At 68.6% G+C, this 24,815-nt stretch carries 26 protein-coding genes, 1 other RNA gene and 1 pseudogene; 13 read left to right on the top strand and 15 right to left on the bottom strand.

Going from position 1 to position 24,815, the window contains the following annotated elements; translation table 11 throughout:
* Positions 1-129: 129 nt before the first annotated feature.
* The gene (gene nhaA / locus Q0X16_RS06145) at positions 130-1,347 is read left to right on the top strand and encodes a Na+/H+ antiporter NhaA (protein WP_297832012.1); all 1,218 of its coding nucleotides are present in this window, start codon (positions 130-132) and stop codon (positions 1,345-1,347) included.
* Positions 1,348-1,377: 30 nt separating this feature from the next.
* On the opposite strand, the gene rpiA is transcribed toward nhaA, so the two are convergent.
* The 7 genes from rpiA to Q0X16_RS06110 form a co-directional block, all read right to left on the bottom strand.
* On the bottom strand, positions 1,378-2,025 hold the full coding sequence (gene rpiA / locus Q0X16_RS06140; protein ID WP_297832010.1) for a ribose-5-phosphate isomerase RpiA: 648 nt from the start codon (positions 2,023-2,025) through the stop codon (positions 1,378-1,380).
* 17 nt (positions 2,026-2,042) lie between these two features.
* The gene (locus Q0X16_RS06135; RefSeq protein ID WP_297832008.1) at positions 2,043-2,513 is read right to left on the bottom strand and encodes an EVE domain-containing protein; all 471 of its coding nucleotides are present in this window, start codon (positions 2,511-2,513) and stop codon (positions 2,043-2,045) included.
* Positions 2,510-3,103, bottom strand: coding sequence for a 5-formyltetrahydrofolate cyclo-ligase (locus tag Q0X16_RS06130; RefSeq protein ID WP_297832005.1), 594 nt, complete (start codon positions 3,101-3,103; stop codon positions 2,510-2,512). Before Q0X16_RS06130 ends, Q0X16_RS06135 begins: the two co-directional genes overlap by 4 nt.
* Positions 3,104-3,135: 32 nt before the next feature.
* Positions 3,136-3,319: non-coding RNA, 6S RNA (gene ssrS, locus Q0X16_RS06125), on the bottom strand.
* Positions 3,320-3,384: 65 nt separating this feature from the next.
* Positions 3,385-3,678, bottom strand: a complete 294-nt coding sequence (locus Q0X16_RS06120; RefSeq protein WP_345780280.1) for a cell division protein ZapA — start codon at positions 3,676-3,678, stop codon at positions 3,385-3,387.
* Complete coding sequence (locus Q0X16_RS06115; protein WP_297832003.1) at positions 3,675-3,896, bottom strand: TIGR02449 family protein; 222 nt, start codon at positions 3,894-3,896, stop codon at positions 3,675-3,677. Before Q0X16_RS06115 ends, Q0X16_RS06120 begins: the two co-directional genes overlap by 4 nt.
* A 9-nt stretch (positions 3,897-3,905) precedes the next feature.
* Positions 3,906-6,134 carry an EAL domain-containing protein gene (locus Q0X16_RS06110; protein ID WP_297831999.1) on the bottom strand — a complete coding sequence of 743 codons (2,229 nt, stop codon included), beginning with the start codon at positions 6,132-6,134 and terminating at the stop codon, positions 3,906-3,908.
* Between the two features lie 164 nt (positions 6,135-6,298).
* Between Q0X16_RS06110 and Q0X16_RS06105 the strand changes: the two genes are divergently transcribed.
* Both Q0X16_RS06105 and Q0X16_RS06100 read left to right on the top strand, forming a co-directional pair.
* Positions 6,299-6,841 (top strand): UPF0149 family protein, encoded by a 543-nt coding sequence (locus Q0X16_RS06105; RefSeq protein ID WP_297831996.1) that lies wholly within the window; start codon positions 6,299-6,301, stop codon positions 6,839-6,841.
* A 13-nt stretch (positions 6,842-6,854) separates the two neighbouring features.
* Positions 6,855-8,183: an aminopeptidase P N-terminal domain-containing protein gene (locus Q0X16_RS06100; protein WP_297831993.1), complete on the top strand. Its 1,329-nt coding sequence runs from the start codon at positions 6,855-6,857 to the stop codon at positions 8,181-8,183.
* Between the two features lie 32 nt (positions 8,184-8,215).
* Here Q0X16_RS06100 and pepQ read toward each other — a convergent pair whose 3' ends face one another.
* The 6 genes from pepQ to rph form a co-directional block, all read right to left on the bottom strand.
* A complete protein-coding gene (gene pepQ, locus Q0X16_RS06095; RefSeq protein WP_297831991.1) occupies positions 8,216-9,538 on the bottom strand; it encodes a Xaa-Pro dipeptidase in 1,323 nt (440 codons plus the stop codon).
* A gap of 92 nt (positions 9,539-9,630) precedes the next feature.
* Complete coding sequence (locus Q0X16_RS06090; RefSeq protein WP_297831988.1) at positions 9,631-9,963, bottom strand: PilZ domain-containing protein; 333 nt, start codon at positions 9,961-9,963, stop codon at positions 9,631-9,633.
* Positions 9,953-12,163 (bottom strand): DUF1631 family protein, encoded by a 2,211-nt coding sequence (locus Q0X16_RS06085; protein ID WP_297831985.1) that lies wholly within the window; start codon positions 12,161-12,163, stop codon positions 9,953-9,955. The genes Q0X16_RS06090 and Q0X16_RS06085 overlap by 11 nt, the downstream gene beginning before the upstream one ends.
* A gap of 86 nt (positions 12,164-12,249) precedes the next feature.
* Positions 12,250-13,401 carry a radical SAM family heme chaperone HemW gene (gene hemW, locus Q0X16_RS06080; RefSeq protein WP_297831982.1) on the bottom strand — a complete coding sequence of 384 codons (1,152 nt, stop codon included), beginning with the start codon at positions 13,399-13,401 and terminating at the stop codon, positions 12,250-12,252.
* Positions 13,402-13,618: 217 nt separating this feature from the next.
* A complete protein-coding gene (gene rdgB / locus Q0X16_RS06075) occupies positions 13,619-14,209 on the bottom strand; it encodes an RdgB/HAM1 family non-canonical purine NTP pyrophosphatase (RefSeq protein WP_297831978.1) in 591 nt (196 codons plus the stop codon).
* A 211-nt stretch (positions 14,210-14,420) separates the two neighbouring features.
* Entirely contained in the window at positions 14,421-15,164 is a 744-nt protein-coding gene (gene rph, locus Q0X16_RS06070; RefSeq protein ID WP_297831975.1) for a ribonuclease PH, read from the bottom strand.
* Positions 15,165-15,245: 81 nt separating this feature from the next.
* On the opposite strand from rph, the gene Q0X16_RS06065 reads away from it, so the two are divergent.
* The 4 genes from Q0X16_RS06065 (at position 15,246) to Q0X16_RS06050 (ending at position 18,309) form a co-directional block, all read left to right on the top strand.
* Positions 15,246-16,091: a YicC/YloC family endoribonuclease gene (locus Q0X16_RS06065; RefSeq protein WP_297832092.1), complete on the top strand. Its 846-nt coding sequence runs from the start codon at positions 15,246-15,248 to the stop codon at positions 16,089-16,091.
* Positions 16,092-16,100: 9 nt separating this feature from the next.
* Positions 16,101-16,718, top strand: coding sequence for a guanylate kinase (gmk, locus tag Q0X16_RS06060; RefSeq protein ID WP_297831972.1), 618 nt, complete (start codon positions 16,101-16,103; stop codon positions 16,716-16,718).
* 155 nt (positions 16,719-16,873) lie between these two features.
* On the top strand, positions 16,874-17,179 hold the full coding sequence (locus Q0X16_RS06055) for a DUF4156 domain-containing protein (protein ID WP_297831969.1): 306 nt from the start codon (positions 16,874-16,876) through the stop codon (positions 17,177-17,179).
* Positions 17,180-17,292: 113 nt separating this feature from the next.
* Positions 17,293-18,309 (top strand): 3-oxoacyl-ACP synthase III, encoded by a 1,017-nt coding sequence (locus tag Q0X16_RS06050; RefSeq protein ID WP_297831966.1) that lies wholly within the window; start codon positions 17,293-17,295, stop codon positions 18,307-18,309.
* Positions 18,310-18,419: 110 nt separating this feature from the next.
* Here the strand turns inward: Q0X16_RS06050 and Q0X16_RS06045 are convergent, their stop codons facing one another.
* Complete coding sequence (locus Q0X16_RS06045; RefSeq protein ID WP_297831963.1) at positions 18,420-19,013, bottom strand: uracil-DNA glycosylase family protein; 594 nt, start codon at positions 19,011-19,013, stop codon at positions 18,420-18,422.
* A gap of 138 nt (positions 19,014-19,151) precedes the next feature.
* Here Q0X16_RS06045 and Q0X16_RS06040 point away from each other — a divergent pair, with 138 nt between their 5' ends.
* The 3 genes from Q0X16_RS06040 (at position 19,152) to Q0X16_RS06030 (ending at position 20,962) form a co-directional block, all read left to right on the top strand.
* Complete coding sequence (locus Q0X16_RS06040) at positions 19,152-19,460, top strand: hypothetical protein (protein ID WP_297831960.1); 309 nt, start codon at positions 19,152-19,154, stop codon at positions 19,458-19,460.
* Positions 19,461-19,611: 151 nt separating this feature from the next.
* Positions 19,612-19,953: a hypothetical protein gene (locus tag Q0X16_RS06035; RefSeq protein ID WP_297831958.1), complete on the top strand. Its 342-nt coding sequence runs from the start codon at positions 19,612-19,614 to the stop codon at positions 19,951-19,953.
* A 106-nt stretch (positions 19,954-20,059) separates the two neighbouring features.
* The gene (locus Q0X16_RS06030) at positions 20,060-20,962 is read left to right on the top strand and encodes an alpha/beta fold hydrolase (protein WP_297831955.1); all 903 of its coding nucleotides are present in this window, start codon (positions 20,060-20,062) and stop codon (positions 20,960-20,962) included.
* Between the two features lie 154 nt (positions 20,963-21,116).
* Here the strand turns inward: Q0X16_RS06030 and Q0X16_RS06025 are convergent, their stop codons facing one another.
* Positions 21,117-21,854, bottom strand: coding sequence for a glucose 1-dehydrogenase (locus tag Q0X16_RS06025; RefSeq protein WP_297831953.1), 738 nt, complete (start codon positions 21,852-21,854; stop codon positions 21,117-21,119).
* 144 nt (positions 21,855-21,998) lie between these two features.
* On the opposite strand from Q0X16_RS06025, the gene oleC reads away from it, so the two are divergent.
* From oleC to Q0X16_RS06010, 3 genes and pseudogenes are all read left to right on the top strand, one after another.
* Positions 21,999-23,654, top strand: coding sequence for an olefin beta-lactone synthetase (gene oleC / locus Q0X16_RS06020; RefSeq protein ID WP_297831950.1), 1,656 nt, complete (start codon positions 21,999-22,001; stop codon positions 23,652-23,654).
* Entirely contained in the window at positions 23,651-24,649 is a 999-nt protein-coding gene (locus Q0X16_RS06015) for an NAD-dependent epimerase/dehydratase family protein (protein ID WP_297831947.1), read from the top strand. The genes oleC and Q0X16_RS06015 overlap by 4 nt, the downstream gene beginning before the upstream one ends.
* A 37-nt stretch (positions 24,650-24,686) precedes the next feature.
* Positions 24,687-24,815 (top strand): annotated as a pseudogene (locus tag Q0X16_RS06010) (DUF1153 domain-containing protein); the annotation flags it as partial.

Genomic DNA, 24,815 nt, shown 5'->3' with positions numbered 1-24,815 from the left:
ATCCGGCGCAGGACCCGACCCGGCGACGCCGATGCAGCCGGCGTTGCCTCGGTTCGTTCTGGCGACGTCCGGCCGATTCGGGACATCGCTTCCCGGAACATCGAGGCGCGTCCGTATAATATGGGTGCGATGAATATCTTTCCGACCGTCCTGGCGCGCGCGCAGCACGCGCTGGGCGAGTTCTTCCGCCTCGAATCCTCCGCCGGCATGGCGCTGGTCCTGACGGCTGCCCTGGCGCTGGTTTGCGCCAACTCGCCGCTGGCGGGCTGGTATGCGCTGGTGCGCGACGCGCCGCTGGGCGAGGGCGCCTGGGCGCACTCGCTGCACTGGTGGACCAACGATGCCCTGATGGCGGTGTTCTTCCTGCTGGTGTCGCTGGAGATCAAGCGCGAAGTGGTTTCCGGACAACTCTCCAGTCGCGCCCAGTTGCTGCAGCCGGTGGTTTGCGCCTGTGCCGGCGTGGCCGCACCAGCGCTGATCTTCTACGCGTTCAACCACGGCAACGCCGACAGCCTGCGCGGCTGGGCGGTGCCGACCGCGACCGACATCGCCTTCAGCCTTGGCGTGCTGGCGCTGTTCGGGAGCCGCGTGCCGCTGGGCATGAAGGTGATGCTTTCGACGATTGCCGTGGCCGACGACCTGATCGCCATCGTCATCATCGCGGTGTTCTATTCGAACGACCTGCGCGCCGGAATGCTGCTGGCGGCGCTGGGCGTGGCGCTGCTGATGTTCGTTTTGAACCGGAAGAAAGTCCGTGCGCTGACGCCCTACCTGCTGCTGGGGCTGCTGCTGTGGGCGCTGGTGCTGCGCTCGGGCGTGCACGCCACGCTGGCCGGGGTCGTCACCGGAATGATGATTCCGCACGTCGACCGGCACAATGCCGTTGACGATGCCGTCGAGCATTCGCCGCTGGAAACGCTGGAACACGCGCTGCATCCGTGGGTGGCCTGGGGCGTCCTGCCGCTGTTCGCCTTCCTCAACGCCGGGCTGGCGCTGGGCGGGATCCGCATGGACGACCTCGCTGCGGCGCTGCCGGCAGGCATCGCGCTGGGCCTGATTCTCGGCAAACCGATCGGCATCGTCGGCGCCGCGGTGCTGCTGCGCGCCTTCCGGATCGCGCGCTTCCCCGACGGCATGGACCTGCGCGCGATGCTGGGGCTGGGTCTGCTGTGCGGCATCGGCTTCACCATGAGCCTGTTCGTCGCCGGGCTGGCCTACGCGCGGCTGCCGCTCGATTACACCGAAAGCGTGCTGGGCGTGCTCGGCGGCTCGCTGGTGTCGGCCGTGCTGGGGCTGGTCTGGCTGTCTTTCGTGCTGCCGCGGCAGGCCAGGGTCGCCGACCGGTAGCCGTCCGGGAACGGCGACATCGATGCCGTTTTACAGCACCCGCACCGGCTCGCCGCCCACGATCACGATGTCGGCCGGGCGGCGGGCGAACAGGCCGACGCTGACCACGCCGGGAATCTGGTTGAGCTCGGTTTCCAGCTTGACCGGATCGACGATCCGCAGGTTGTGGATGTCGAGGATCCAGTTGCCGTTGTCCGTCACCACGCCTTCGCGCCAGACCGGCTGGCCGCCGGTGGCGGCAAGGATCGCGCGGGCGACCAGGCTGCGCGCCATCGGGATGACTTCGACCGGCAGAGGGAAATTGCCGAGGATCGGCACCTGCTTGCTGGCGTCGATGATGCACACGAAGCGCTCGCTGGCCTGGGCGATGATCTTCTCGCGGGTCAGCGCGCCGCCGCCGCCCTTGATCAGGCGCTTGTGCGGGTCGCATTCGTCGGCGCCGTCCACGTACAGCAACAACGGCCCGGAGACGTTGAGGTCGAGCACCTCGATGCCGTTGGCCTTCAGCCGCGCGCTGCTCTGTTCGGAGCTGGAGACGGCGCCGCGGATGCGGTGCTTCCACGCCGCCAGCGCGTCGATGAAATAGGCCACCGTGGAGCCGGTTCCGACCCCGACGATCATGTCGTCTTCGAGGTAGTCGAGGGCTTTTTGCGCGGCGAGGCGTTTGGATTCGCTCATGAGGTTCGGTGCCGTGGTCATTCGAGGGAGAGCAGAAGCCGCCACTGGTGGGCGGTGACGGGAAATACCGACAACCGGTTGCCGCGGGCGGTCAGGGCGAAGCCTTCGCCAAGCTCCTCGGCGTGCTCGCGGATTTCGGACAGCGGGATCAAGCGCCGCAGCTTGCGCTCGAAGGCGACGTCGACCAGGAACCAGCGCGGCTGTTCGCGCGTGGCCTTGGGGTCGTGGTAATGGGATTCCGGATCGAACTGGGTTTCGTCGGGATAGGGCTCGCTGGCCACGCGGGAGATCCCGGCGATGCCGGGAATCGCGCAGTTGGAGTGGTAGATCAGCACGCCGTCGCCGACGCGCATGCCGTCGCGCATGAAGTTGCGCGCTTGGTAGTTGCGCACGCCGTTCCATGGCTCGGTGCCGACGCGCGCCAGGTCGTCGATCGAGAAGGCGTCCGGTTCGGATTTCATCATCCAGTGGCGTTGGCGTGGGCTCATGTGGCGTCTCCGGCGAGCCAGGTGCCGGTTTCGCTGCAGATGGCGTCCAGCCGCACGTCCCAGGCTTCCGTCGGCACGGTCTCGGTGCGCTGGGTGGCGAACGCGGCGCCGACCAGCCAGGGCGGCGGGGCCTGCGTGCGGCGGAAGGCGAGGCTGCGGTCGTACCAGCCGCCGCCCATTCCCAATCGGTTGCCGTCTGCGTCGAAGCCGGTCAGGGGCACCACCAGCAGGGCCATCTCTGCGGCGGCGAGCGTGTCCCCCGGTGCGACGTCGGGCTCGGGAATTCCGTAGCGGTTTTCGACCAGCGGCGCACCGGTGCGCCACGGCGCGAAGCGCAGGCGGCCGTCCGGATGCAGCACCGGCAGGCAGTAGCGGATGCCGGCCGGCAGCCGCAGCTGGAAAGCGTGCAGGCCGATTTCTCCGTCCACCGCCCAGTAGCCGGCCACGCAGCCGCTGCGCGGGAAGAACGGCAGCGCCAGAAGCCGGTCGGCCAGCGCCTCGGCGGCAACGATGCGCTGCGCGGCGCCCAGGGCGCGGCGGCGCTCGCGCAGCGCGGCACGCAGCGACGCACGGTCGGGGGGCGGGTTCACGCGGTGCGCGTCCAGATGGGGGAAGAAAGAAAATGCCTCCACCGTGCCGATGCGTGCGTAACGACCTTGAACCTGCGGTTCAAGTGGGGAAGCGCGGCGGCCTTCGGGCTTTCCGCTCGCGGGCGGACCTGCACTCCCGGCAACCGTTGCATCCCCGTGGTCGTCATCTAGGGACAAGGCAAATGTTGCGCACGCCGTCGCACACGGCAGAGGGCGAGACCAATATACCCCACCGCGGACGGAGTGGCGCGGGTCTCCGCCGTGCGGCGCATGGGCTGCGTTCAGTCGGCCTGTGCCAGCAGCGCGTCGAGCTTGCGGTTGGCTTCGTCGATCAGGGCGAAGGCGCCGCCGGTGCTTGCATCCGGGCCGCTGCGGGCCTGCTGCAGTTCGTGGGCGAAGTTGAGCGCCGCCAGCACCGCGAGGCGGTCGGGGGCCACCAGTTTGTCGCCGCCGCGAAGTTCGCGCATGCGGGTGTCGAGCATGCGCGCCGCGGCGATCAGGCCGGCACGCTCGGCGTCGCTGGCGCCGAAGGTGTATTCGCGATCCAGGATGCGGACGCTGACCGGTTCGCTCATGTGTGCTGCTCCAGCGACTTGAGCCGGCCGATCATCGCCTCGACCCGGCTGCGGGCCTGCTCCTGCCGCGCGATCAACTGGGCGCGCTCGCTGCCCATCTGCTCGATCTGGGCGCGCAGCCCGCGGTTTTCCTCCTGCAGGCGGCGCATGCGCCCGGCCATCAGTTCAAGCCGCGCCAGCAGCTTGTGCAATTCGGTGTCGAGGTTGCGAGCGTCCATGGGCGCACCTTAGGCAGGGGTGGGGTCGGGGTCAAGCGGACCGATGTCGACCGGCGCCGGCACCGGATCGCCGCGCAGAAAGCGCAGGCAGGCCTCCGCCGGGAGCGGGCGCGAGATCCAGAAGCCCTGGGCGAGATCGCAGGCGTGCTGTTCGAGGAAGGCGAGCTGTTCGGGCGTCTCCACGCCTTCGGCCACGACCTGCAGGCCGAGGGTGCGCGCCATCGCGATGATCGTCGTGGTGATGGTGGTGTCTTCGCTGTCCTCGTTCGAGGCCAGCCCGTCGATGAACGCCTTGTCGATCTTCAGGGTGTTGATCGGCAGCCGGTGCAGGTAGGCCAGCGAAGAATAGCCGGTGCCGAAATCGTCGACCGCGATGGAGATGCCCATGCGCCGGAAGGCGCGCAGGCGCTCGCGGGCCAGTTCGGCATTGCTCATCAGGACGCTTTCCGTCAGTTCCAGTTCGAGAACGCTGGCGGGAAGGTCGTTGCCCACCAGCGCACGCTGGACGCTGCCGGCCAGATCGCTGCGTAGCAGCTGCAGGGCGGAGACGTTGATGGCCATCACCAGGCGCGGATCGATGCCGGCGCGCCGCCATGCCGCCAGCGTGCGGCAGGCTTCGGCGAGCACCCACTCGCCGATCGGAACGATCAGGCCGCTTTCTTCCGCCAGCGGGATGAACTGGCCGGGCAGGATCAGCCCGAACTCCGGGCTGTTCCAGCGCAGCAGGGCTTCCACGCTGCCGATCCGGCCATTCCGGAGATTCACCTGCGGCTGGTAGACCAGCTGCAGTTCGTCGCGCTCGAGCACGCGGCGCAGCGCGGTGATGAGGTTGGCGCGTTGGCGGATGTCGTTGTCCATCGCTTCGGCGTAGCGCACGAAGGTACGCTTGCCGGTGGCCTTGGCCTGGTACATCGCGGTATCGGCGTGCTTGAGCAGATCGCTTGCCGTCTGCGCGTGGTCGGGAAACAGGCTGATGCCGACCGAGGGCGAGATGGTGAACTCGTAGCGTTCGTCCGGGAGCAGCGGGGTTTCGAATGCCTCGATGATGCGCTGCGCGTACCGATCCGCGTCTTCCACCGTATTGATGTTCTCGAGCAGGATGGTGAATTCGTCGCCGCCGATCCGCGCCACCGTGTGCTCGGGGCCGACCGCCTCCAGCAACCGTCGGGCGGCGGCGCGCAACACGCGGTCGCCGATCGCGTGGCCAAGGGTATCGTTGACGTCCTTGAAATTGTCGAGGTCGAGGAATAGCAAGCCGATCCTGGCATCGCATTGGCGGGCCTGCGTGATCGCCCGTTCCAGCCGGTCCGACAGTTGGGCCCGGTTCGGCAGGTTGGTCAGCGGGTCGAAGTTGGCGAGGAACCGCAGCTCGTGTTCGAGCCGCCGCCGTTCGGTGATGTCGCTGGCGACGATCACGTATCGGCGCTGGTGCGTCTGCGGGTCTTCGATGGTCGTGCACTGCATCGCGCACAGGAAATCGACGCCGTCCTTGCGCCGCTGCCACATCTCCCCGGTCCAGTGGTCCTGGCTGCGCATCGCTTCGCGCGCGGCGGCATGGAATTCCGGTTCGTGCTGCCGGCCGTTGAGCAGGGACGCGTCCTTGCCGATCACTTCCTGTTCTTCATACCCGCTCATCCGGCTGAAGGCCAGGTTGACCGCGACGAACATGAAATCGGAATCCAGCACGCACACCGATTCGGCCATGTTGCGCATGACCTCGATGGCGATCTCGTTCTGTCCTTCCAGTTCGCGCAGGGCGTCGATGTTGCGGGCCGTGCCGGCGACCAGGGTGGCGCGGCCGTCGGCGTCGCGCTGGATCGTGCGACCGTGCGCGCGCATCCATGCCCAGTCGTCGCCCTCGCCGCGGAAGCGCAGTTCCGTCTGCAGCATCGCCGTGTCGTCGCGCAGATGGGCGCGCAGCGCGTCGAGCACGCGCGGCAGGTCGTCGGGATGGATCTGGGTGTCGCGGTCCTGGTCGAGGCGCACGGCCAGGTCGTTGTCGGCATCGGCCACGATCCGAATCCGTTCCAGGTGCTGGGTGCGCATGTCGTACTGCCAATAGAGCTCGCCGGACGCCCAGAGCGCGAGCCGCAGCTGCTGTTCGCGTGCTTCGAGTTCCTGCCGGAAGCTCCGGTGGTCGCGCTCGCGCCGCCGATAGCTGACCAAGGCAAGCCCGGCCAGCGCCAGCACCAGCACCGACAGCAGCAGGATCAGAGGCGAGTCGATGGGCGTGTTCAAATCCAGGCGGGATCGGCCAGCGGTGCGGGCTGCCGGATGTGCCGACAGACGGGATGGGGTTTCGCGGCGAGACTGTGGCCGAGTTTAGTGGCAGTGGCGCATGGGCAACAAGCGAACGGCCGCGGTTGCTAAACTTCCGGCTTTCCGATGGCGAGGGTTCCATCGTGCCTGATTTCGCCTTGCCGGGCTGGTCCGAGGTGGCTGCGGCCATCGACCGGGATGCGCTCGCCTGCTCGCCTGCAGAGCTGCATGGCGCGCTGTGCGGCTGGTTGGCAGGAGGGGCCACCGACGCGCCGGACTGGCTGCGGCAGGTGATGGTCGATCCCGGGTTGGCGCTGCCGAAGGACGCGGATGCGCTGGATCGGATGCACGCGGCCAGCCTTGCGCAACTCGACGATCCGCAGTTCGGCTTCCAGCTGCTGCTGCCCGATGGCGACGGCGTGAGCGCACGCGCCGAAGCGGTGTTCGCCTGGTGTCGCGGTTTCCTGGGTGGATTCGGTCTGGTTCCGGACGGACGGGCGCTGTCGGAGGAAGGCCAGGAAGCGCTGCGCGATCTTGGCAATCTGGCCGCCGCGCAGATGGACGACGAAGGCGACGGCGAGGATGAGGAAGCGCTGGCCGAGATCGAAGAATACCTGCGGGTCGCGGTGCTGCTGCTGCACGCGGACCGCAGTCTGGCGCCGCCCGCCGACCGCCGTCTGCATTGATGGAAGCGTTCCGATGCCGCTGCTGACCGCCGAGTGGCGCCGGCTGCATGCCGCGCGCCGCAAGCGACTGATGGACCTGGTCGGGGACGCGGCCATCGTGGTGCTGGCCGCTGCGCCCGAGCGGGTGCGCAGCCGCGACACCCTGTACCCGTACCGCCAGGATTCGAACTTCCTGTACCTGACCGGCTTCCTCGAACCCGATGCCGTGCTGGCGCTGGTGCCGGGACGGCGGCACGGCGAGACGATCTTGTTCTGCCGCGAGCGCGATCCTGCCCGGGAAGGCTGGGACGGGCCCCGGCTCGGGCCGGAGCGGGCCGGCGAGGAACTCGGCGTCGATGATGCCTATCCGATCTCCGATATCGACGACATCCTGCCCGGGCTGATGGAAGGACGCGCCCGCGCCTTTTATCCGCTGGGGCTGGACGCCGGGTTCGACCTCAAGCTGATCGGCTGGGTCAACCGCTTGCGCGGTCGCGCCGACGGACGCGCGCCGCAGGAATTCCTGCAATTGGGCCATCTGCTCGACGAGATGCGGCTGTTCAAGTCGGAGCCGGAAGTGCGGCTGATGCAGCGCGCCGTCGATATCACGATCGAAGCCCACCGCACGGCAATGCGTGCGGTTCGCGGCGGCGTCCACGAGTACGCCCTGCAGGCGGAAGTCGAGCGCGAGTTCCGCCGCAACGACGCGCAGCCGGCCTACGCCAGCATTGTCGGTGCCGGGGCCAACGGCTGCATCCTGCACTACGGCGCCAACGCCAGTCGGGTGCGCGCGGGCGAACTGGTGTTGATCGACGCGGGCGCCGAATACTGCGGCTATGCGGCCGACCTCACCCGCACCTTCCCTGCCAGCGGGCGCTACTCGCGCGAGCAGCGCGCCCTGCACGACCTGGTCTGCAGGGCGCAGGATGCGGCATTGGCGCAGGCGCGACCCGGCGCGGCCTTTGCCGAGATACACGCGGCGGCGGTCCTGACCCTGTGTGAGGGTCTGCTGGCGCTGGGGCTGCTCAAGGGCCGACTGGAGGACGCGGTTTCCGGAGAAACGTACAAGCGCTTCTATCCACACAAGACCGGGCACTGGCTCGGACTGGACGTGCATGACGTGGGCGAATACCGGATCGAGGGCGCCTCGCGACTGCTCGAGCCGGGCATGGTGTTCACGGTCGAGCCGGGGCTGTACGTGCCGGCCGATGCGGCCGATGTCCCTGCCCGCTGGCGCGGCATCGGCATCCGCATCGAGGACGACGTGCTGGTGACGCGCACCGGCCACCGCGTGCTCAGCGCCGCGCTGGAACGCACCGCCGACGAAGTCGAGGCGTTCATGGCGGGCACCGCTGCCGCGTAGCGGGAGTCGCGCGCGTTCGGCCGACTGCGCGATCAGCCTTCCGCAAAGGCCTCGCGGGTGAGGTTGATCGGCGCATCCTCGGTGCAGGCCACGTCGTCCTCGATCCGGATCCCGCCGCAGGGCCGGAAGTCTTCGACCCGATCCCAGTCGACCGCGTCGGCGCAGCCGTCGGCCTTGATCTGGTCGAGCAGCATGTCGATGAAATACACGCCGGGTTCGATCGTGACGACCATTCCCGGTTCCAGGGTGCGGGTCAGGCGCAGGAATGGATGGCCGTCGGGTTTGTCCAGGGTGCCACCGGCGTCGCTGGCGGCGAAGCCGGCGACGTCGTGCACCTGCAGGCCGATGCCGTGGCCCAGCCCGTGCGGGAAGAACGCCCGCGAGACGCCGCGCGCCACCGCTTCCTCGGCGCCCACGCGCAGCACGCCGGCCTCGCGCAGCACGCCGGCCAGCGCGAGGTGGGCGTCCAAATGCAGCTGGCGGTAGTCGAGGCCAGGACGCACGCGTGCCGCCAGCGACTGCTGGGCCGAGTCCACGGCGGCGATCAGCGCCGCGAAATCGTCGTCCTGTGCGGAATAGGTGCGGGTGACGTCGGCCGCATAGCCGCCGTGGTCGGCGCCGGCGTCAATCAGGAAGCTGCGCAAGGATTTCGGCGGCAACCGTTCCTGGGTCATGTAGTGCAGGATCGCCGCGTGGCGGTTGAGGGCGATGATGTTGCCGTAGGGCAGGGCGTTGACGTCCTGGCCGGTGGCCTGGCAATAGGCCAGATGGATGCCGAACTCGCCCGAGCCGGCGCGGAAGGCGCGCAGCGCCGCCCGGTGACCGCGCACGGCGGTGCGGTTGGCGGCCGCCATCATCGCGATCTCGTACGGCGTCTTGAAGGCGCGGTGGTATTCCAGATAGGCGATCGCCTCCGGCGGGTTGTCCGGCACGAAATCGCCCAGCGCACTCTGCGCTTCGCCCAGGATCGCGCAGCGCGAGGCGTCGGCGGGCAGTTGCGCCAGCGCGTCCTCGGGATTGCGGATCACCGCGATCTCGAACTGCTCCGCCCAGTAGCCCGAGGGTGCGTCCGGCACCGCGTGCCAGTAGTCCTGCGGTTGCAGGAACACCAGCTTCGGACGCCGGCCGGGGGTGACGACCAGCCAGCTTCCCGGCGCATCGGTCAGTGGCAGCCAGGCCTTGAACTGGGGATTGACCGCGTAGGGATACTCCAGGTCGTCGAACGCGCGCAGGTGCAGAGTGCCGCTGGGAACGACCAGGTGATCACGCTGGCAACGGCGTAGCGCTTCGGCGGCGCGCATTTCCAGGGTCGCCAGATGGGCTGGATACAGCGCGGCGGTTTCGGATCGGGTCACGGCATCACCTGACGTCGAGAAGCCGGCATTGTCGCGCAGGAGACGTGATCCGCGGGTGTGGGCTGGCCGGATGCCGGCATCCTCCGCGCCCGCTACTTTTGTGACCAGTTTTCGAGTAGTCGTGCCACTTCAGGCGCGAGGCCGATGAAGCGCATGCCGACGTAGTACTGGCCCGGCGCGCCGGCGGGTGCCTGCCAGAGCACGTGGGCGCCGACTTCGATGGTCGGCAGCGGGCGGCCCTCGTCGGCCAGGCTGAAGCGGAGCTGGAACAGCGCGTCGTCGGGCAACGGGGAGCTGGCGATCAGCAGCAGGCCGCCGGCGGACACGTCTCCCAGAACGCCCACCGTCTGCTCGGCGATGGTGTCGAAGACCTCGACGCGCCCGACCACTTCGCGGCGCGGGTGGCGGCGCTGTTCAATGCCCATCGCCATCCTTCCTGTCCTTGTCGGACGCCAGCGGCATCAGGCTGTCGAGCGTGGCTTTCCACGCCGACTTCGCCGGCGACGAATCCGCATCCAGCAGCTGGGCATCGCCGGTGGCAAGCTTCCGCGCCAGCTTGACCAGGGTTTCCTCCCCCGTGCGCAGACCGCGGCGGTTGACCAGCAACGCCTGTCCCGAGGTCTCGCCGATCCAGGCCAGGCGCCGGCGGAGCGGATGTTCGGGATCTTGTGAATATTCGATCCATGCGGGGATGCTTACGCTGCGCAAGCGTTCGTAGGCCTGGCGTTCTTCGGGATGCTTCAGCACTTTTGCATCATCGTCCGCGGCCATGGCGTCCTCGCCGAGGCGGGCTCGCTCGCCGAGCTTGACCCGGAGCCGTTCGCGCTCGGCAGCATCGGCCCCCGGACCCAGCGCAGCGGCAATCGCGGCGGCATCGTCCTGGTGATAGCCCACCTGTTCGAGCGCCGCGCACACACGTGCGATGCTGGAATCCGGGAGCGCTTTCGCGTCGCCGAGCAGCCCCGCCGCGGCGATCTGCTGCGTGATTTCCAACAGCTCTTTCCAGCCGGCCGCTTCCTCTCCGCCGCGCAGGAAGGCCAGTGACAGCACATCGACCCAGGTATGGCGGATGAAGGCGTCGTGGTAGGGCGGCAGGGCGTTATCGCCGACAATCACGTCGATCGCCTCGCCGGCGCGCATCCGCGCGATCGCCAGTCGCTCGCGGCCGCGTGCGGCTTCCACCTGCCGGCGTTCGGCCATCTCGGCCTTGCGCATCAGGGTTTGCAGTCCCGATTGCAAGGTGCGATTGGCCTCGGAAAACGCTTCCGTGCCCCCGTCTCCGTCGCGCTGGACCGAGTTGACCGCACGTTGCAGCAGGCCCAGCCACTGTGCGTCGAGGTCGTCTTCGCCCAGCCAGCGCGCGCCGGCGAGCGAGACGGCGTCGAGCAGTTCGCGCGCAGGGTGTTCCGGGCGGGTGAAGAAATCGCTGTCGCGCAGGGCGGATATCGCCATCGGCAGGAACAGTTTGTCGATCAGCGAATGCCCCGGACTGGAGCGGCGCAGGGCGCGCTGTAGCTGGGCCAGGAACAGGGCCAGCAGGTCGAAGCTGTCCTCGTCGGATTCGGACAGCGTCACGCCGTGGCCGCGCTGCTGGCGAGCCTGTGCCAGCAGGATCTGGCGGTATTCGTGCACGCTCTGGGCGCGGGTGTTGTTGCTGCGCAGCCGCTGCAACGCTTCCAGAACCTCGTCGTGCCCGAGCTTCGGGACCGGTTTCTCGGGATCGCGGCCCGCGGTGACCGCGCTGGTCGGACGCAACTTGGCGAGCACCTTGCGTCGGCGTTGCAGCAAGGATTGCAGGGTGGCGAAGCTCGCGTCGATCGGCGCCTGAAGCGCCGCACGGACCCGTTGGCCGGCGAGCGCTTCGGGGGATTGCGCATCGAGCACGCCGGCTGCTTCGTCACTGTCGCTGGCGCGCGATCCCGGCGCCCGGCGCACGGGCACGTAGCTGAGGTGCGGCAGGATTCCGAGCTGGACCAGGCTCCGGTTGCAGACGTCCAGCAGCGTCGGATAGGCATCGATCAGGGCCCGCTCGAACTGCTGGAACAGCTGCAGGCGGGCCGGCCGCGACAGCTCGAACACGGCGACGGCCTCGGCCAGGCCCGCGCACAGCGCGTACGGCCCCATCGGCAAGGCTTCCGGTTCATACGCCGGCGCGCGGGTCAGCACGCCGAGGCGCTGGCCGAGCAGCTGCAGCGCCAGACTGTTGCGGGAACTGAGTCGACTGGCGGTGTTTACCAGCAGGGCGTCGTCGTTGTTGATGTCGTCATCGCTGACCAGACTCAGCGTCTGCGGCCGGTAACCGGAGTCTTCCGGCCTGGCGAGAGCGGTACCGGCGCCGGGCGTCTTGAAGCCCTCTTCCACGGACAGGAGAAAGCGCTGGAGAAACAGCGGGCTGCCGCTGCCGAGGCTGCGCAGCGATTCGATCCGCGTCGCCTCCAGGGTGGGATTGCCGGCGGGCAGCGGCTCGGTCAGGGCCAGTTCGGTGGCTTCGACGATCCTGGGCAGACGAAGTTCGAATTCCTGCCGCACGTCGGCAAACAAACGATCGAGTACGCTGCGCGCGCGCCGCGACACGCGGGCCGGGATCAATCCGCCTTCCCTGGTTCCGGAGATTGCTTCGGCCATCAACGCCCCCCTGGCGCTCCGCCACCGCCGGAATGGTAGCGCGAATCGGGCATGGGCAACGCTGCCGTGGACAGTCGGGCCGGCGGTCAGTCCAGGAACAAGGCGATCGCGTCGTTGGCGAAGCGAAGGCCCAGCGGCGTCGGCCGCAGCCAATCCGGATCCGCGTCCAGCCAGCCGTTCGCGCGCGCGGTGCCCAGGCGATCGGCGATGGACGATCGTGACAGCCCCGTGCGGGCTTCGAAGCTGGCCATCGACACGCCGTCGTTCAGGCGCAGCGCGTTGAGCATGAAGTCGAAGGCAAGGCGTTCGGGGCGGAGCGTCTCTTCCCCCTCGATGGCCTCCGCACGACCCGCTTTGGCCATGTAGGCGTTGGGCAGCCTGGTTTTCCAGCGGCGCAGCACCCGGTTTTCGGCCGGCAGGGTCAGCTTGCCGTGGGCGCCGGCGCCGATGCCCAGATAGTCGCCGAATGTCCAGTAGTTCAGGTTGTGCGCACACCGGCGGCCATCGCGGGCGTAGGCGCTGACTTCATATTGCAGGAAGCCCGCCCGGGCCAGCGCTGCCTGGCAGGCTTCCTGCATGTCCCAGGCGCTGTCGATGTCGGGGATGCCGGCGGGCGGGCGGGCGCCGAATTTCGTGCCGGCTTCGAGGGTGAGCTGGTAATGGCTGATGTGGGTGGGCTGCAGGGCGACCGCAAGCGCGATGTCGGCCTCGGCCATCGCCAGGGTCTGCTGCGGCAGCGCGTACATCAGGTCGAGGTTGATGTTGTCGAAGCCGGCATCCTGCGCCGCCTTGACCGCGCGATCGGCGTCGCCGCTGGAATGGATGCGCCCCAGCCGCTGCAGGCAGCCGTCGTCGAAGCTCTGCACGCCGATGCTCAGGCGATTGACCCCGGCCCTGCGGTAGCCGGGGAACGGCCCGTGTTCGAGCGTGCCCGGATTGGCTTCGAGGGTGATTTCCGCGCCCGGCGCGAAGCGCAGGCGCGCGCTGGCCTGCTGCAGGAAGCGGTCGATCGCCTGCGGCGGAAACAGCGACGGCGTGCCGCCGCCGAAGAACACGCTGTGCACGACCCGACCCCAGACCTGTGGCAAGTCGTGTTCGAGGTCCGCGATCAGCGCATCGACATAGGCGTCGAACGGCAGGGCGCCGCGCTGCTGGTGCGAATTGAAATCGCAGTACGGGCATTTGCGCACGCACCACGGGACGTGGACGTAGAGCGCGAGCGGCGGGGCGGTGAGCATCCGCACATTGTAGAAGCGCCGCCCGTTTCGTCGGTGAGGCGTTTCCCTTCAGTGGCAAGCAGCACGTGGAGATGGGATGTCGTCCACGGTTATCCCGGAATGGCCACAGCCATCGTGTCTGACGGCTCTATCCGCGCCATCCGCGCTGATCCACGTCAAAAAAGCTTTCGCTCTGCAGCCCGAACGAAGGTCGTCCGGTCGCTTTCGACACAGGCGCTCAGCGCGGCGGCACCAGCCCCGCCCGCAGCTTCGCCAGCGCCATCGCGCGGTGGCTGTCGCGGTTCTTCACCTCGGGCGGCAGCTCCGCCGATGCGCAGCCGTGCGCGGGCGAGAAGAACACCGGGTCGTAGCCGAAGCCGCCGGCGCCGCGGCGTTCGCGCAGGATGCGGCCTTCCCACGCGCCCTGCGCGATCAGTGGCATCGGGTCGTCGGGGCGGTGCAGCAGGGCCAGCACGCAGACGAAGCGCGCCGTGCGCTGCGCTTCTGGAATGTCCGCGAGCTCGCGCAGCAGGCGGTCGTTGTTGGCCTCGTCGTCGCCGTGGGTGCCGGCGTAGCGCGCCGAATGCAGGCCGGGGGCGCCGTGCAGGGCGTCGACGCAAAGGCCGGAGTCGTCGGCCAGCGCCGGCAGCCCGGTCGCACGGGCGGCGTGGCGGGCCTTGATCAGCGCGTTCTCGACGAAGGTCAGCCCGGTTTCCACGGCATCGCCGACACCGAATTCCGATTGCGCGTGCAGGTCGATGCTGCTGCCGAGGAGGGCGCGCAGTTCGCTCAGCTTGCCCGGGTTGGAGGATGCGAGAACGAGCTTCATGGAAGTGGGTTCCGTGGTGTGCGAATTTCCTCGCGGCCGCGCCAGCCGCCCCTTGGGATTCGCCGCTCAGGTTGCGCATCCTGCTGCAATTCGCGGGCGCAGGCCATCCATGGCCTGCTCGAACTCCAAGGGGCGGCTGGCACGGCTTGGGGTTCATCGCAGATGCAACTGCTTGGTCAGGCTTCGATGCAAGCCTGCATTGATCGTGGGGTCAGGGGCTTGCCAACGCGGCCTGTTGCGCGGCGAACAGCTGCTGGCAGCCGGATTCGGCCAGCGCCAGCAAGGCGTCGAGTTCGTCCCGGCGGAAGGCGTGGCCTTCGGCAGTGCCCTGCAGTTCGATGAAACCGCCGCCGTCGTTCATTACCACGTTCATGTCGGTGTCGCAGGCGCTGTCCTCGGCGTAGTCGAGGTCCAGCACCGGCGTGCCCCGGAAGATGCCCACCGAAACCGCCGCAACTGCGCCGATGATCGGTGAACGGCGCTGCTGGCGCGGCTTGATCGCGCCGGAGGCGATCAGCCCTTCGACCGCATCGACCAGCGCCACGTAGGCGCCGGTGATCGCCGCGGTGCGGGTGCCGCCGTCGGCCTGCAGCACGTCGCAATCGAGGGTGATGGTGCGTTCGCCGAGCAGCTTGCGGTCGATGCAGGCGCGCAGCGAGCGCCCGATCAGGCGCTGGATTTCCAGCGTGCGTCCGCCCTGCTTGCCGCGCGCGGCCTCGCGGTCGCTGCGGGTGTGGGTGGCGCGCGGGAGCATGCCGTATTCGGCCGTCACCCAGCCCTCTTCCTTGCCGCGCAGGAAGGCGGGCACCTTGTTGTCGACGCTGGCGGTGCACAGAACGCGGGTGTCGCCGAAGCTCACCAGCACGGAACCCTCGGCGTGGCGGGTGTAGCCGCGAATGATTTCGACGGGGCGCAGCTCGCCGGACTGGCGGCCGCTGGGACGAAGCGATGTCATCGCTGCAACCGGAAAACGACGGGGCACTAGATTACCATTGACCGTTTCCGCACTCGGGTTCGCCCCATGCCGATCCGCAGCATGACCGCCAGCGCCACCGCCGAACGCGCAACCGCGTGGGGTGCGCTCGGCTGCGAGCTGCGTTCGGTGAACCACCGCTTCCTTGAACTGGGCGTGCGCCTGCCGGAGGAACTGCGCGGGTTCGAATCGGCGCTGCGCGAACGCGTGTCGGCGCGCATCGGTCGCGGCAAGATCGACCTCGTCTTGCGACTGCGCGCGCCGGCCGGCGCCAGCCTCGGGCTGGATGAAGCGGTGGTGGCGCGGCTGGGGGAGCTGGCGCGCACGCTGGACGCGCATTTTCCGCAGATGCGCGTCGAATTCACCGAGCTGCTGCAGTACCCGGGCGTCCTGCAGGTGGCGGGCATCGATGCCGAAGCGCTGCAGGCCGAGGCGCTGGCGGTGCTGGATGCGGCCCTGGACGCTTTCGTTGCGGCGCGCGAGCGCGAGGGCGGCAAACTGGCCGAGACGATCCGCGAACGCGCCCGGCGCATCGAAGCCATCGTGGCCGACGTGCGCGGCCTGATTCCGGCGATCCGCACCGGCCAGCGGCAGAAACTGGACGCGCGGTTGGCCGATCTGGGAACGGCGGTCGATCCGGGAAGGCTGGAACAGGAGCTGGTGCTGTGGCTGCAGAAGCTCGACGTCGACGAGGAGCTGGACCGCCTGTCCAGCCACCTCGACGAGCTGCAGCGTGTGCTTGGGCAAGGCGGCCCGGCCGGGCGCCGGCTGGATTTCCTGCTGCAGGAGTTCAACCGCGAGGCCAACACCCTGGGCAGCAAGTCGGTGGACGCGCGCACCAGCAATGCCTCGGTCGAGCTGAAGGTGCTGATCGACCAGATCCGCGAGCAGATCCAGAACATCGAATAGGCTGAGCCCATGCGCGGAACCCTCTACATCGTCGCGGCCCCCTCCGGCGCCGGAAAGTCCAGCCTGGTGCGGGCGTTGCTGGCGCGCGATACGGGGCTGCGGCTGTCGGTTTCGTACACTTCGCGGCCGGCGCGGCCGGGCGAGGTGGACGGACGCGATTACCACTTCATCAGCGCCGGTGAATTCGAGGCGATGGTGACGGCAGGCGATTTCTTCGAATACGCCAAGGTGCACGGCGACTGGAAGGGGACCGCGCGACAGGCGGTGGAGCCGCTGCTTGCGGCCGGCTGCGACGTGCTCTTGGAAATCGACTGGCAGGGCGCGCGCCAGGTCCGGGAGAAAGTGCCGGATGCGGTCGGCATCTTCATCCTGCCGCCGACGCGCGCCGCGCTGGAAGAACGCATGCGCAAGCGCGCCCAGGATTCCGAGGAGGTCATCCGGCGCCGGATGGCCGGCGCGCGCGAGGAGATGCGCCACTACGACGAGTTCGACTACGTGATCATCAACGATGTATTCGAATCCGCGGTCAACGAGATCTGCTGCATCCTCACCGCCAGCCGCCTGCGCCGATCGGTCCAGGCCGCCCACCACGCCGCGCTGGTGGAGACGCTGCTGGGCGAGGGCTGAACCGGGTTCGTCGCCAGCGTGCAGATGCCCGGAGCCATCCCGCGTTCATCCAGTCCGGCATGAAACCGGCCACACTCGCAAGGGACGTCGGCAGCGCCGGATCCTTGCCGCTGTGCGACGACGGTTCCGGAAGCAAGGACCCTCGAGGCATGCGAATGCGGATTTCCCTGTTGGCGCTTGGCTGTTTCGCCCTTGCCGGCTGTGCGTTCGTGTCGATGACGCCCGGAGGGCAGCAAGTGCAGGTCCTGGCCAGCGCGCCGGCCGGCTGTGTCTCGCGTGGCGAAGTGGTGGTGACCATGACCCATCGGGTCGGGTTCTACGAGCGCGATGCGCTGCGGGTGCGCGACGAGCTGGAAATTCTGGCGCGCAACCAGGCCGTCGGGCTGGGCGCCAACCGGATCAGCCCGATGCAGCCCCCGGAGAACGGCCGCCAGCGCTGGGCGATGTGGCGCTGTCCCTGAATGCGAGCAGGCTTTGCCGGCCCGATTTTCCCATACGCCAGCGCACGGTGTGGGAAACGCGCTATCCTGCCTGATCCGAGGTGCCGTTCGGGCGCCTGTCTTGAGTCACGATCATGCTGTTTCAACGCGTTGCCATTGCCGGCCTGGCCCACATCGACGCCCCGCGTCGCCTGTCCTCGGACGAGATCAACGCCCGGCTGAAACCGACGCTCGACCGGCTCGGCATCCGCACCGACGTGCTCGGCGACATCGCCGGCGTGCACGAGCGCCGGCTGTGGGACGACAACGTGCAGGCCTCCGACGCCGCCACCCTGGCCGGCGTCAAGGCGCTGGCCGATGCCGGCATCGACCCGGACAAGGTCGGGCTGCTGGTCAACACCTCGGTCAGCCGCGACTACCTGGAGCCGTCCACCGCCTCGATCGTCTCCGGCAACCTCGGCCTGCCCGACACCTGCCAGAACTTCGACATCGCCAACGCCTGCCTGGCCTTCATCAACGGCATGGACATCGCCGGCCGGATGATCGAGCGCGGCGAGATCGAGTACGCGCTGGTGGTCGACGGCGAAACCGCCAACATGGTCTACGAGAAGACCCTCGAACGGATGATGCGCGAGGACGTCACCGAAGAGGATTTCCGCCGCGAGCTGGCCAGTCTGACCCTGGGCTCGGGCGCCGCCGGCATGGTGCTGGCCCGCGCCGAACTGGCGCCGGGCGCCCCGCGCTACAAGGGCGGCGTCACGCGCGCGGCGACCCAGTGGAACAAGCTGTGCCGCGGCAACCTCGACGGCATGATCACCGACACCCGCACCCTGCTGATCGAGGGCGTCAAGCTGGCGACCAAGACCTTCGAGGTCGCCAAGACCAAGCTCGGCTGGGTGGTGGGCGAGATGGACGAGTTCGTGATCCACCAGGTCAGCAAGGTGCACACCGCCGCCTTCACCAAGGCGATGGGCATCGATCCGCGCAAGGTGATGACCATTTTCGGCGAACACGGCAATATCGGCCCGGCATCAGTGCCGATCGTGCTGTCAAAGCTGCGCGAGATGGGGCGCCTGAAGAAAGGCAGCCGCGTCGCCCTGCTCGGCATCGGCTCCGGCCTGAACTGCTCGATGGCCGAAGTGGAATGGTGAACGCGGCGCGCGGCGCAGGCCGCGCACCGCCCCGGCGGCATGCCGGCTGTTGATTCAGGCCGGCGTCGGCCATGACTTCAAGACATCGCGCCTGTCCGATTGTCGGCGGCTCACGCATTCAGCGCCGCAGCCACCCGTCGCTGGAGCTCCGGCAGCAAGTCCTGCTCGAACCACGGATTGCGCGCCAGCCACAGCCGGTTGCGCGGGCTGGGGTGCGGCAGCGGCAGGATGGCGCGTGCGTCCAGATGGCGGCGCCAGTCCCGCACGGTGTCGGTCAGGGTCGCGCCGCGCGCTTCCTTCAGCAGCCCGGCCTGCGCGTACTGGCCGATGGCCAGCGTCAGCTGCACCTGCTTCAGCCGCGGCAGCAGCTGCGGATGCCACTGCGGCGCGCACTCCGGGCGCGGCGGCAGATCGCCGCTCTTGCCGGTGCCGGGAAAGCAGAAGCCCATCGGCACGATGGCGACCCGCTCCGGGTCGTAGAACGCGGCCTTGTCGATCCCCAGCCAGTCGCGCAGGCGATCGCCGCTGGGGTCGTTGAAGGGGATGCCGGTTTCATGCACCTTGCGCCCCGGCGCCTGGCTGACGATCAGCAGTCGCGACCGCGGCGAGGCCTGCAGCACCGGGCGCGGCCCGAGCGGCAGGAACGCCTCGCAGATCCGGCAGGCGCGGATGCGCGCCATCAGCGCGTCGAAGGAATCGCTCATGCGACGCATGATGCCAGCGCAGACGTGAAGCGACGCGCCGTGGTCCGGTGTATCCGTGCGGCGGCGCGGCCACAAACAGACGTCCGGTATTGCGGATGCCGTCGACTCGGGCATGATGGCGTCCATCCCGGAGGCCCCATGTCGGACGAGAACAGATCCACCGAGGTCCTGATCACCGTCAGCGCCACGATGGCGACGGTTTGCCTGGCGGTGGTGGCCATCATTTCGGCGAAGGACGCCGTCACCCATATCGATTCGATCACGGACGACCTGTTCCTGTTCGCCTCGCTGGGGTTCCTGATCACCGTGTCGCTTGGCTACTGGGCGACCAAGCATCCGGATCGGAAGCGCGCCAAGACGATGGTGACGATTTCCGAGTGGTCGTTCTCGCTGTCCTTGATCGCGATCCTGACCGGCGGCGTGCTGCTGGTCTATACGTCGCTGTAGCTGCGGTGCCCTGCGGATGTTGGCGTGGCAGTGAATTGTCCGGTGGCCGCCGCTTCCGTCGTTATCTCGATGGACGGCTGCACGCGGGAACGCGGCCGTTCGTGATGTCCCGTCCCGCTGAACGGGGACACAACTACTGCCGGAGAGCATCATGAGACGTTTCGCAATCGCCACGCTGCTGCTCGCCACGCTGGGGCTGGCCGGCTGCGGCCAATCCGTCCCGCCCGACAAGCAGGCCTATATTGGCGAATGGCAGTCCAACGGCATGGCCGTCAATATTTCCCAGAGCGGGAAAGTCATCGTCGTGAAGGAAGGCGGCGGCAACGCCAGTACGCGAGTCGAGGCGCCGCTGCAGGGCTTTGACGGCAACGATTTCATCGTCGGGCTGGGGCCGATGAAGACCACCTACAGGGTGTCGGTGCCTCCGCACGAGGACAACGGGGAATGGAAGATGACGGTGGACGGCAAGGAGCTGACCCGCGTCGAGGAATGAGCGCCCGGCCGCGGTGAGGCGGAACGGCGCGAGCGGTGCCCGGCGGCAATGTCGGCGATAATGGCGGCACGTCGGAAGCCGGCGTGCCTTTCCGTTCGAGCCGACGATGCCCTTTCCCGAATACCCGTTCACCCCGCAACGTTTCGAGGTGCGCCCCGGCATCGGGATGTCGTATCTGGACGAAGGGCCTCGCGATGGCGAGGTCGTCGTCATGCTGCACGGCAATCCGTCTTGGAGCTATTACTGGCGCCATCTGGTCGCCGCGCTGTCGGACCGCTATCGCTGCGTCGTGCCGGACCACGTCGGCATGGGCCTGTCCGACAAGCCGGACGATGCGCCGGGCGCATCCCCGCGCTACGACTACACCCTGCAGTCGCGGATCGACGACCTTGACGCGCTGCTGAAGCATCTGGGCATCACCGGCCCGCTGACGCTGGCGGTCCACGACTGGGGCGGGATGATCGGCTTCGGCTGGGCGCTGCGCGATCCGGAGCGCGTGCGCCGGCTGGTCATCACCAATACCGCCGCGTTTCCGCTGCCGGGCGCGAAGCGCTTCCCCCTTCGGCTGGCGATGGGCCGTGATTCGCGCTTCGGCGGCTGGCTGATCCGGCGCTTCAACCTGTTCGCCCGCGGCGCGGCGCGCCTGGGCACGGTGCGCAAACTGCCGAAGGACGTGCGTGCCGCCTATACCGGCGTGTACGACGGCTGGGCCAACGCGATTTCCACCTTGCGCTTCATGCAGGACATCCCGCTGCATGAAGGCGACCGCGCGATGGCGCTGGTGCAGGCCAGCGCGAGAGCGCTGCCCGGCTATGCCGATCGCCCGGCCTTCATCGGCTGGGGCCTGCGTGATTTCGTGTTCGACAGGCATTTCCTCGGTGGTTTCCGCACGGCACTGCCGCATGCGGAAGTGCATGCCTACACCGATGCCGGCCACTACGCGCTGGAAGACAAGCATGAGGAACTGGTGCCGCTGATCCGCGCGTTCCTGGACCGCAATCCGCTTTAGCGGACATTCCGCTGCGGCGGCATCGGAGGGATGGCGCCACGAATTGTGGAGCCAGCCGGTGGGCGGTGGCCTCGCAACAAAGCGAGTATCGGGGAGCGACTTGCGAGGCTGCTGCCCACCGACTGACCCCGATCCCCAACGCTGATGCCCGCAGTCAAAGAATCCAGCCACCGTCTACGGTCAGCTCCGATCCGGTGATGAACTCGGCGTCCGGCCCCACCAGGAATGCGACCGCGGCGGCGATGTCCTCCGGCTTGCCGATCCGTTTCAGCGGAGTGCCGTCGATGCCGGATTGGGTGGCTTCGGGTGTGAGCGCATCCAGCATCGGGGTGTCGATGAAGCCGGGGTGCACCGAGTTGACCCGGATGCGGAAAGGCGCCAGTTCCAGGGCAGCGGTCTTGGTCATCCCGCGCACCGCCCATTTGGTGCCGACATAGCCGGCCGTACCGGGGAAGCCGAGCTGCCCGGCGATCGAACTGATGTTGACGATGCTGCCGCCGCCAGCCGCACGGATCGGACCCTGGCCATGCTTCATCCCGAGCAGCACGCCCAGCTGGTTGACCCGGAACTGGCGCTCGTTGTCGATGGCGCGGGCGTCGGCGATGGCGCCGGGGATGAAAATCCCGGCATTGTTGACCAGGATGTGCAGCCCGCCGAATGCACGGGTGACCGCGGTGATGGTGTCGGTCCAGGCGGCCTCGTCGGTGACGTCATGAAGAAAGAAGGCTGCGCGGTCTCCCAGCGAGGCGGCCAGCGCCTGTCCCTGTTCGGCGAGCACGTCGGTGATGGCCACGGCCGCCCCATCTGCGTGCAGCCTGCGCACGATGGCGGCGCCGATGCCGCGGGCGCCGCCGGTCACAAGGGCGACCTTGCCCGTGAGTTTGTCGCTCATGCCCATGATCTCCAAGTCCGGGGCCCCCAGATTGCGGATGCCGGATCCCGGCTGTTTTGACCTGCATCAAATCCGTTCCGGATCATCCCGGCGGGTCAGGATGCTGCGCGGGTGCGTGGCATGCGGCTGGGCGATAATCGGCGCATGGACGAGCCTTGCAACATCGCGTCCGCGCTGCCGCGGCTGGCGCGCGAATGTCCCGACCGCGTCGCGATCCGCTGCCCGGGGCGCAATGGCCGCTATGACGTCGCGCTGAGTTATGCCCAGCTCGACGCGCGCAGCGACGCGATTGCGGCGGGGCTGGGCAAGCGCGGCATCGGGCGGGGGACGCGCTGCGTGGTGATGGTGCGGCCGACGCCGGAGTTCTTCCTGCTGATGTTCGCGCTGTTCAAGCTCGGCGCGGTGCCGGTGCTGATCGATCCGGGCATCGACAAACGCGCGCTCAAGCAGTGCCTGGCGCAGGCGCAGGCGGCCGCCTTCATCGGCATTCCGCTGGCGCTGCTGGCCAGGGCGCTGCTGGGCTGGGCGCCGTCGGCAAAACTGCGCGTGACGACCGGGCGCGTCGCGCTGCTGGCCGACGTCACCCTGGCGCAGATCGAAGCGGACGGGCAGGGCGCCGGGTCGCAGCTGGCCGCCACCGCGCCGGACGACGAGGCGGCGGTCCTGTTCACCAGCGGCAGCACCGGGGTGCCCAAGGGCGTGGTCTATCGGCATCGGCACTTCGTCGCCCAGACCGCGATGCTGCGCGACATGCTCGGGATCGAGGCCGGCGGCGTCGATTTCCCGACCTTCCCTCCGTTCGCGCTGTTCGATCCCGCGCTCGGGCTGACCAGCGTGATTCCCGACATGGATCCGACTCGCCCGGCCCGCGCCAACCCGCGCAAGCTGCATGCGGCGATCGCGCGCTTCCAGGCCGACCAACTGTTCGGCTCGCCGGCGCTGATGCGGGTGCTGGCCGAATACGGCGAAGCGCTGCCGACCCTGCGGCGCGTCACCAGCGCCGGCGCGCCGGTGCCGCCGGAGATCGTCCAGCGGATGCTGGAACTGCTGCCGCCGGAGGCGACCTTCTGGACGCCTTACGGCGCGACCGAATGCCTGCCGGTGGCGGTGATCGAAGGGCGCGAATTGCTGGAACTGCGCGCGCGCACCGAAACCGGCGCCGGTACCTGCGTCGGCCGGCCGGTGGCCGGAAACACGGTGCGGATCATCGGCATCGACGACAACGCCATCGCCCGCTGGAGCGACGCGCTGCTGGCGCCTCCGGGCGAGGTGGGCGAAATTACCGTGGCCGGCCCCAGCGCCACCGACGCGTACTTCGGCCGCGAGGACCAGACCGCGCTGGCCAAGATCCGCGAGACCCTGCCCGACGGCGGCGAACGCGTCGTGCACCGGATGGGCGACCTTGGCTGGTTCGACGCGCAGGGACGGCTGTGGTTCTGCGGACGCAAGTCGCAGCGGGTGAGGGTCGATGCGCTGACCACGCTGTGCACCGAACAGGTCGAACCGATCTTCAACACCCACCCCGCGATCGCGCGCACCGCGCTGGTCGGGGTGGGCGCCAGCGGCGCGCAGACGGCGGTGCTGTGCTTCGAGCTCAGGCCTGGCAGCGGCGCCGATTCGAAGGAGGTGGCCGACGAATTGCGCCACATCGCCGACGGGTTCGCGCATGCCGCCAAGATCGACGTGTTCTTGCACTACCCGAAGCCGTTCCCGGTGGATATTCGCCACAACGCCAAGATCGGTCGCGAAAAGCTGGCGGCCTGGGCGGCGACGAAAATCGCGGCGGCGGGACGCGAATGAAGGTGCTCGTCACCGGCGGGGGCGGTTTCCTCGGGCAGGCGTTGTGCCGCGCCCTGCGCGAGCGGGGCCACGCGGTGACGAGTTTCAGCCGCAGCGCGCATGCCGCGCTCGATGCGCAAGGCGTGCCGCAGCTGCAGGGCGACCTGGCCGATCGCGCGGCGGTGCTGCGGGCGCTGGATGGCGGTTTCGACGCGATCCTGCACAACGCCGCCAAGGCCGGCGTCTGGGGGCGTCGCGCCGATTTCCATTCGGCCAACGTCACGGGCACGGAAAACGTGCTGGCCGCCTGCCGCGCCCACGGCATCGGCAAGCTGGTGTTCACCTCCACGCCCAGCGTCACGCACCGGGCCACCTGCCCGGTCGAGGGCGCCAGCGCGGAGAACGTGCCTTACGGCGAACCGTTCAAGTCGCACTATGCCGCCACCAAGGCGATTGCCGAACGCGCGGTGCTGGCGGCCAACGGCCCGGAACTTGCCACCGTCGCCCTGCGCCCGCGCCTGATCTGGGGACCGAACGACACCCAGATCCTGCCGCGGCTGGTGGCGCGCGCGCGCAGCGGCAGGGTGCGGCTGGTCGGCGGCGGCGAGAACCTCGTCGACACCACCTATCTCGACAACGCCGCCAGCGCCCATGTCGATGCGCTCGAACACCTGCACGCGGGGGCCGCCTGCGCCGGCAAGCCCTACTTCATCAGCAACGGCGAACCGTGGCCGCTGCGCAAGGTGCTCAACGCCCTGCTGCGCGCGGCCGATGCGCCCGAGATCCGCAAATCCATTCCCTATGGCACCGCCTATGCGATCGGGGCCGTGTGCGAAGCGCTGTGGACGCTGCTGCCGCTGCGCGACGACCCGCCGCTGACCCGTTTCCTCGCCGAACAGCTGAGCACGCCGCACTGGTATTCAATGGCCCCGGCGACGCGGGATTTCGGCTATGTGCCCAAGGTGTCGATGGACGAGGGGCTGGAGCGCCTGCGCGCCGCTGTAATGACCCAGTAATTTCCTGCTCAGGTGCTACCTTTCCAAGGAGAGCACGATGAGCCAAGTGATGGACGAAGAGATCAAACGATGGACAGCCCGGCGAAAGTCGGCGCTGGTGCTGGAGATCATCCAGGGCAAGACGACGGTGGCGGAGGCAAGCCGGCAGTTCGACCTGACGCCCTCG

The organism is Thermomonas sp. (assembly GCF_025993755.1).
Classification (GTDB): Bacteria; Pseudomonadota; Gammaproteobacteria; order Xanthomonadales; family Xanthomonadaceae; genus Thermomonas.
This window is presented reverse-complemented; position numbering and strand designations above follow the sequence as displayed.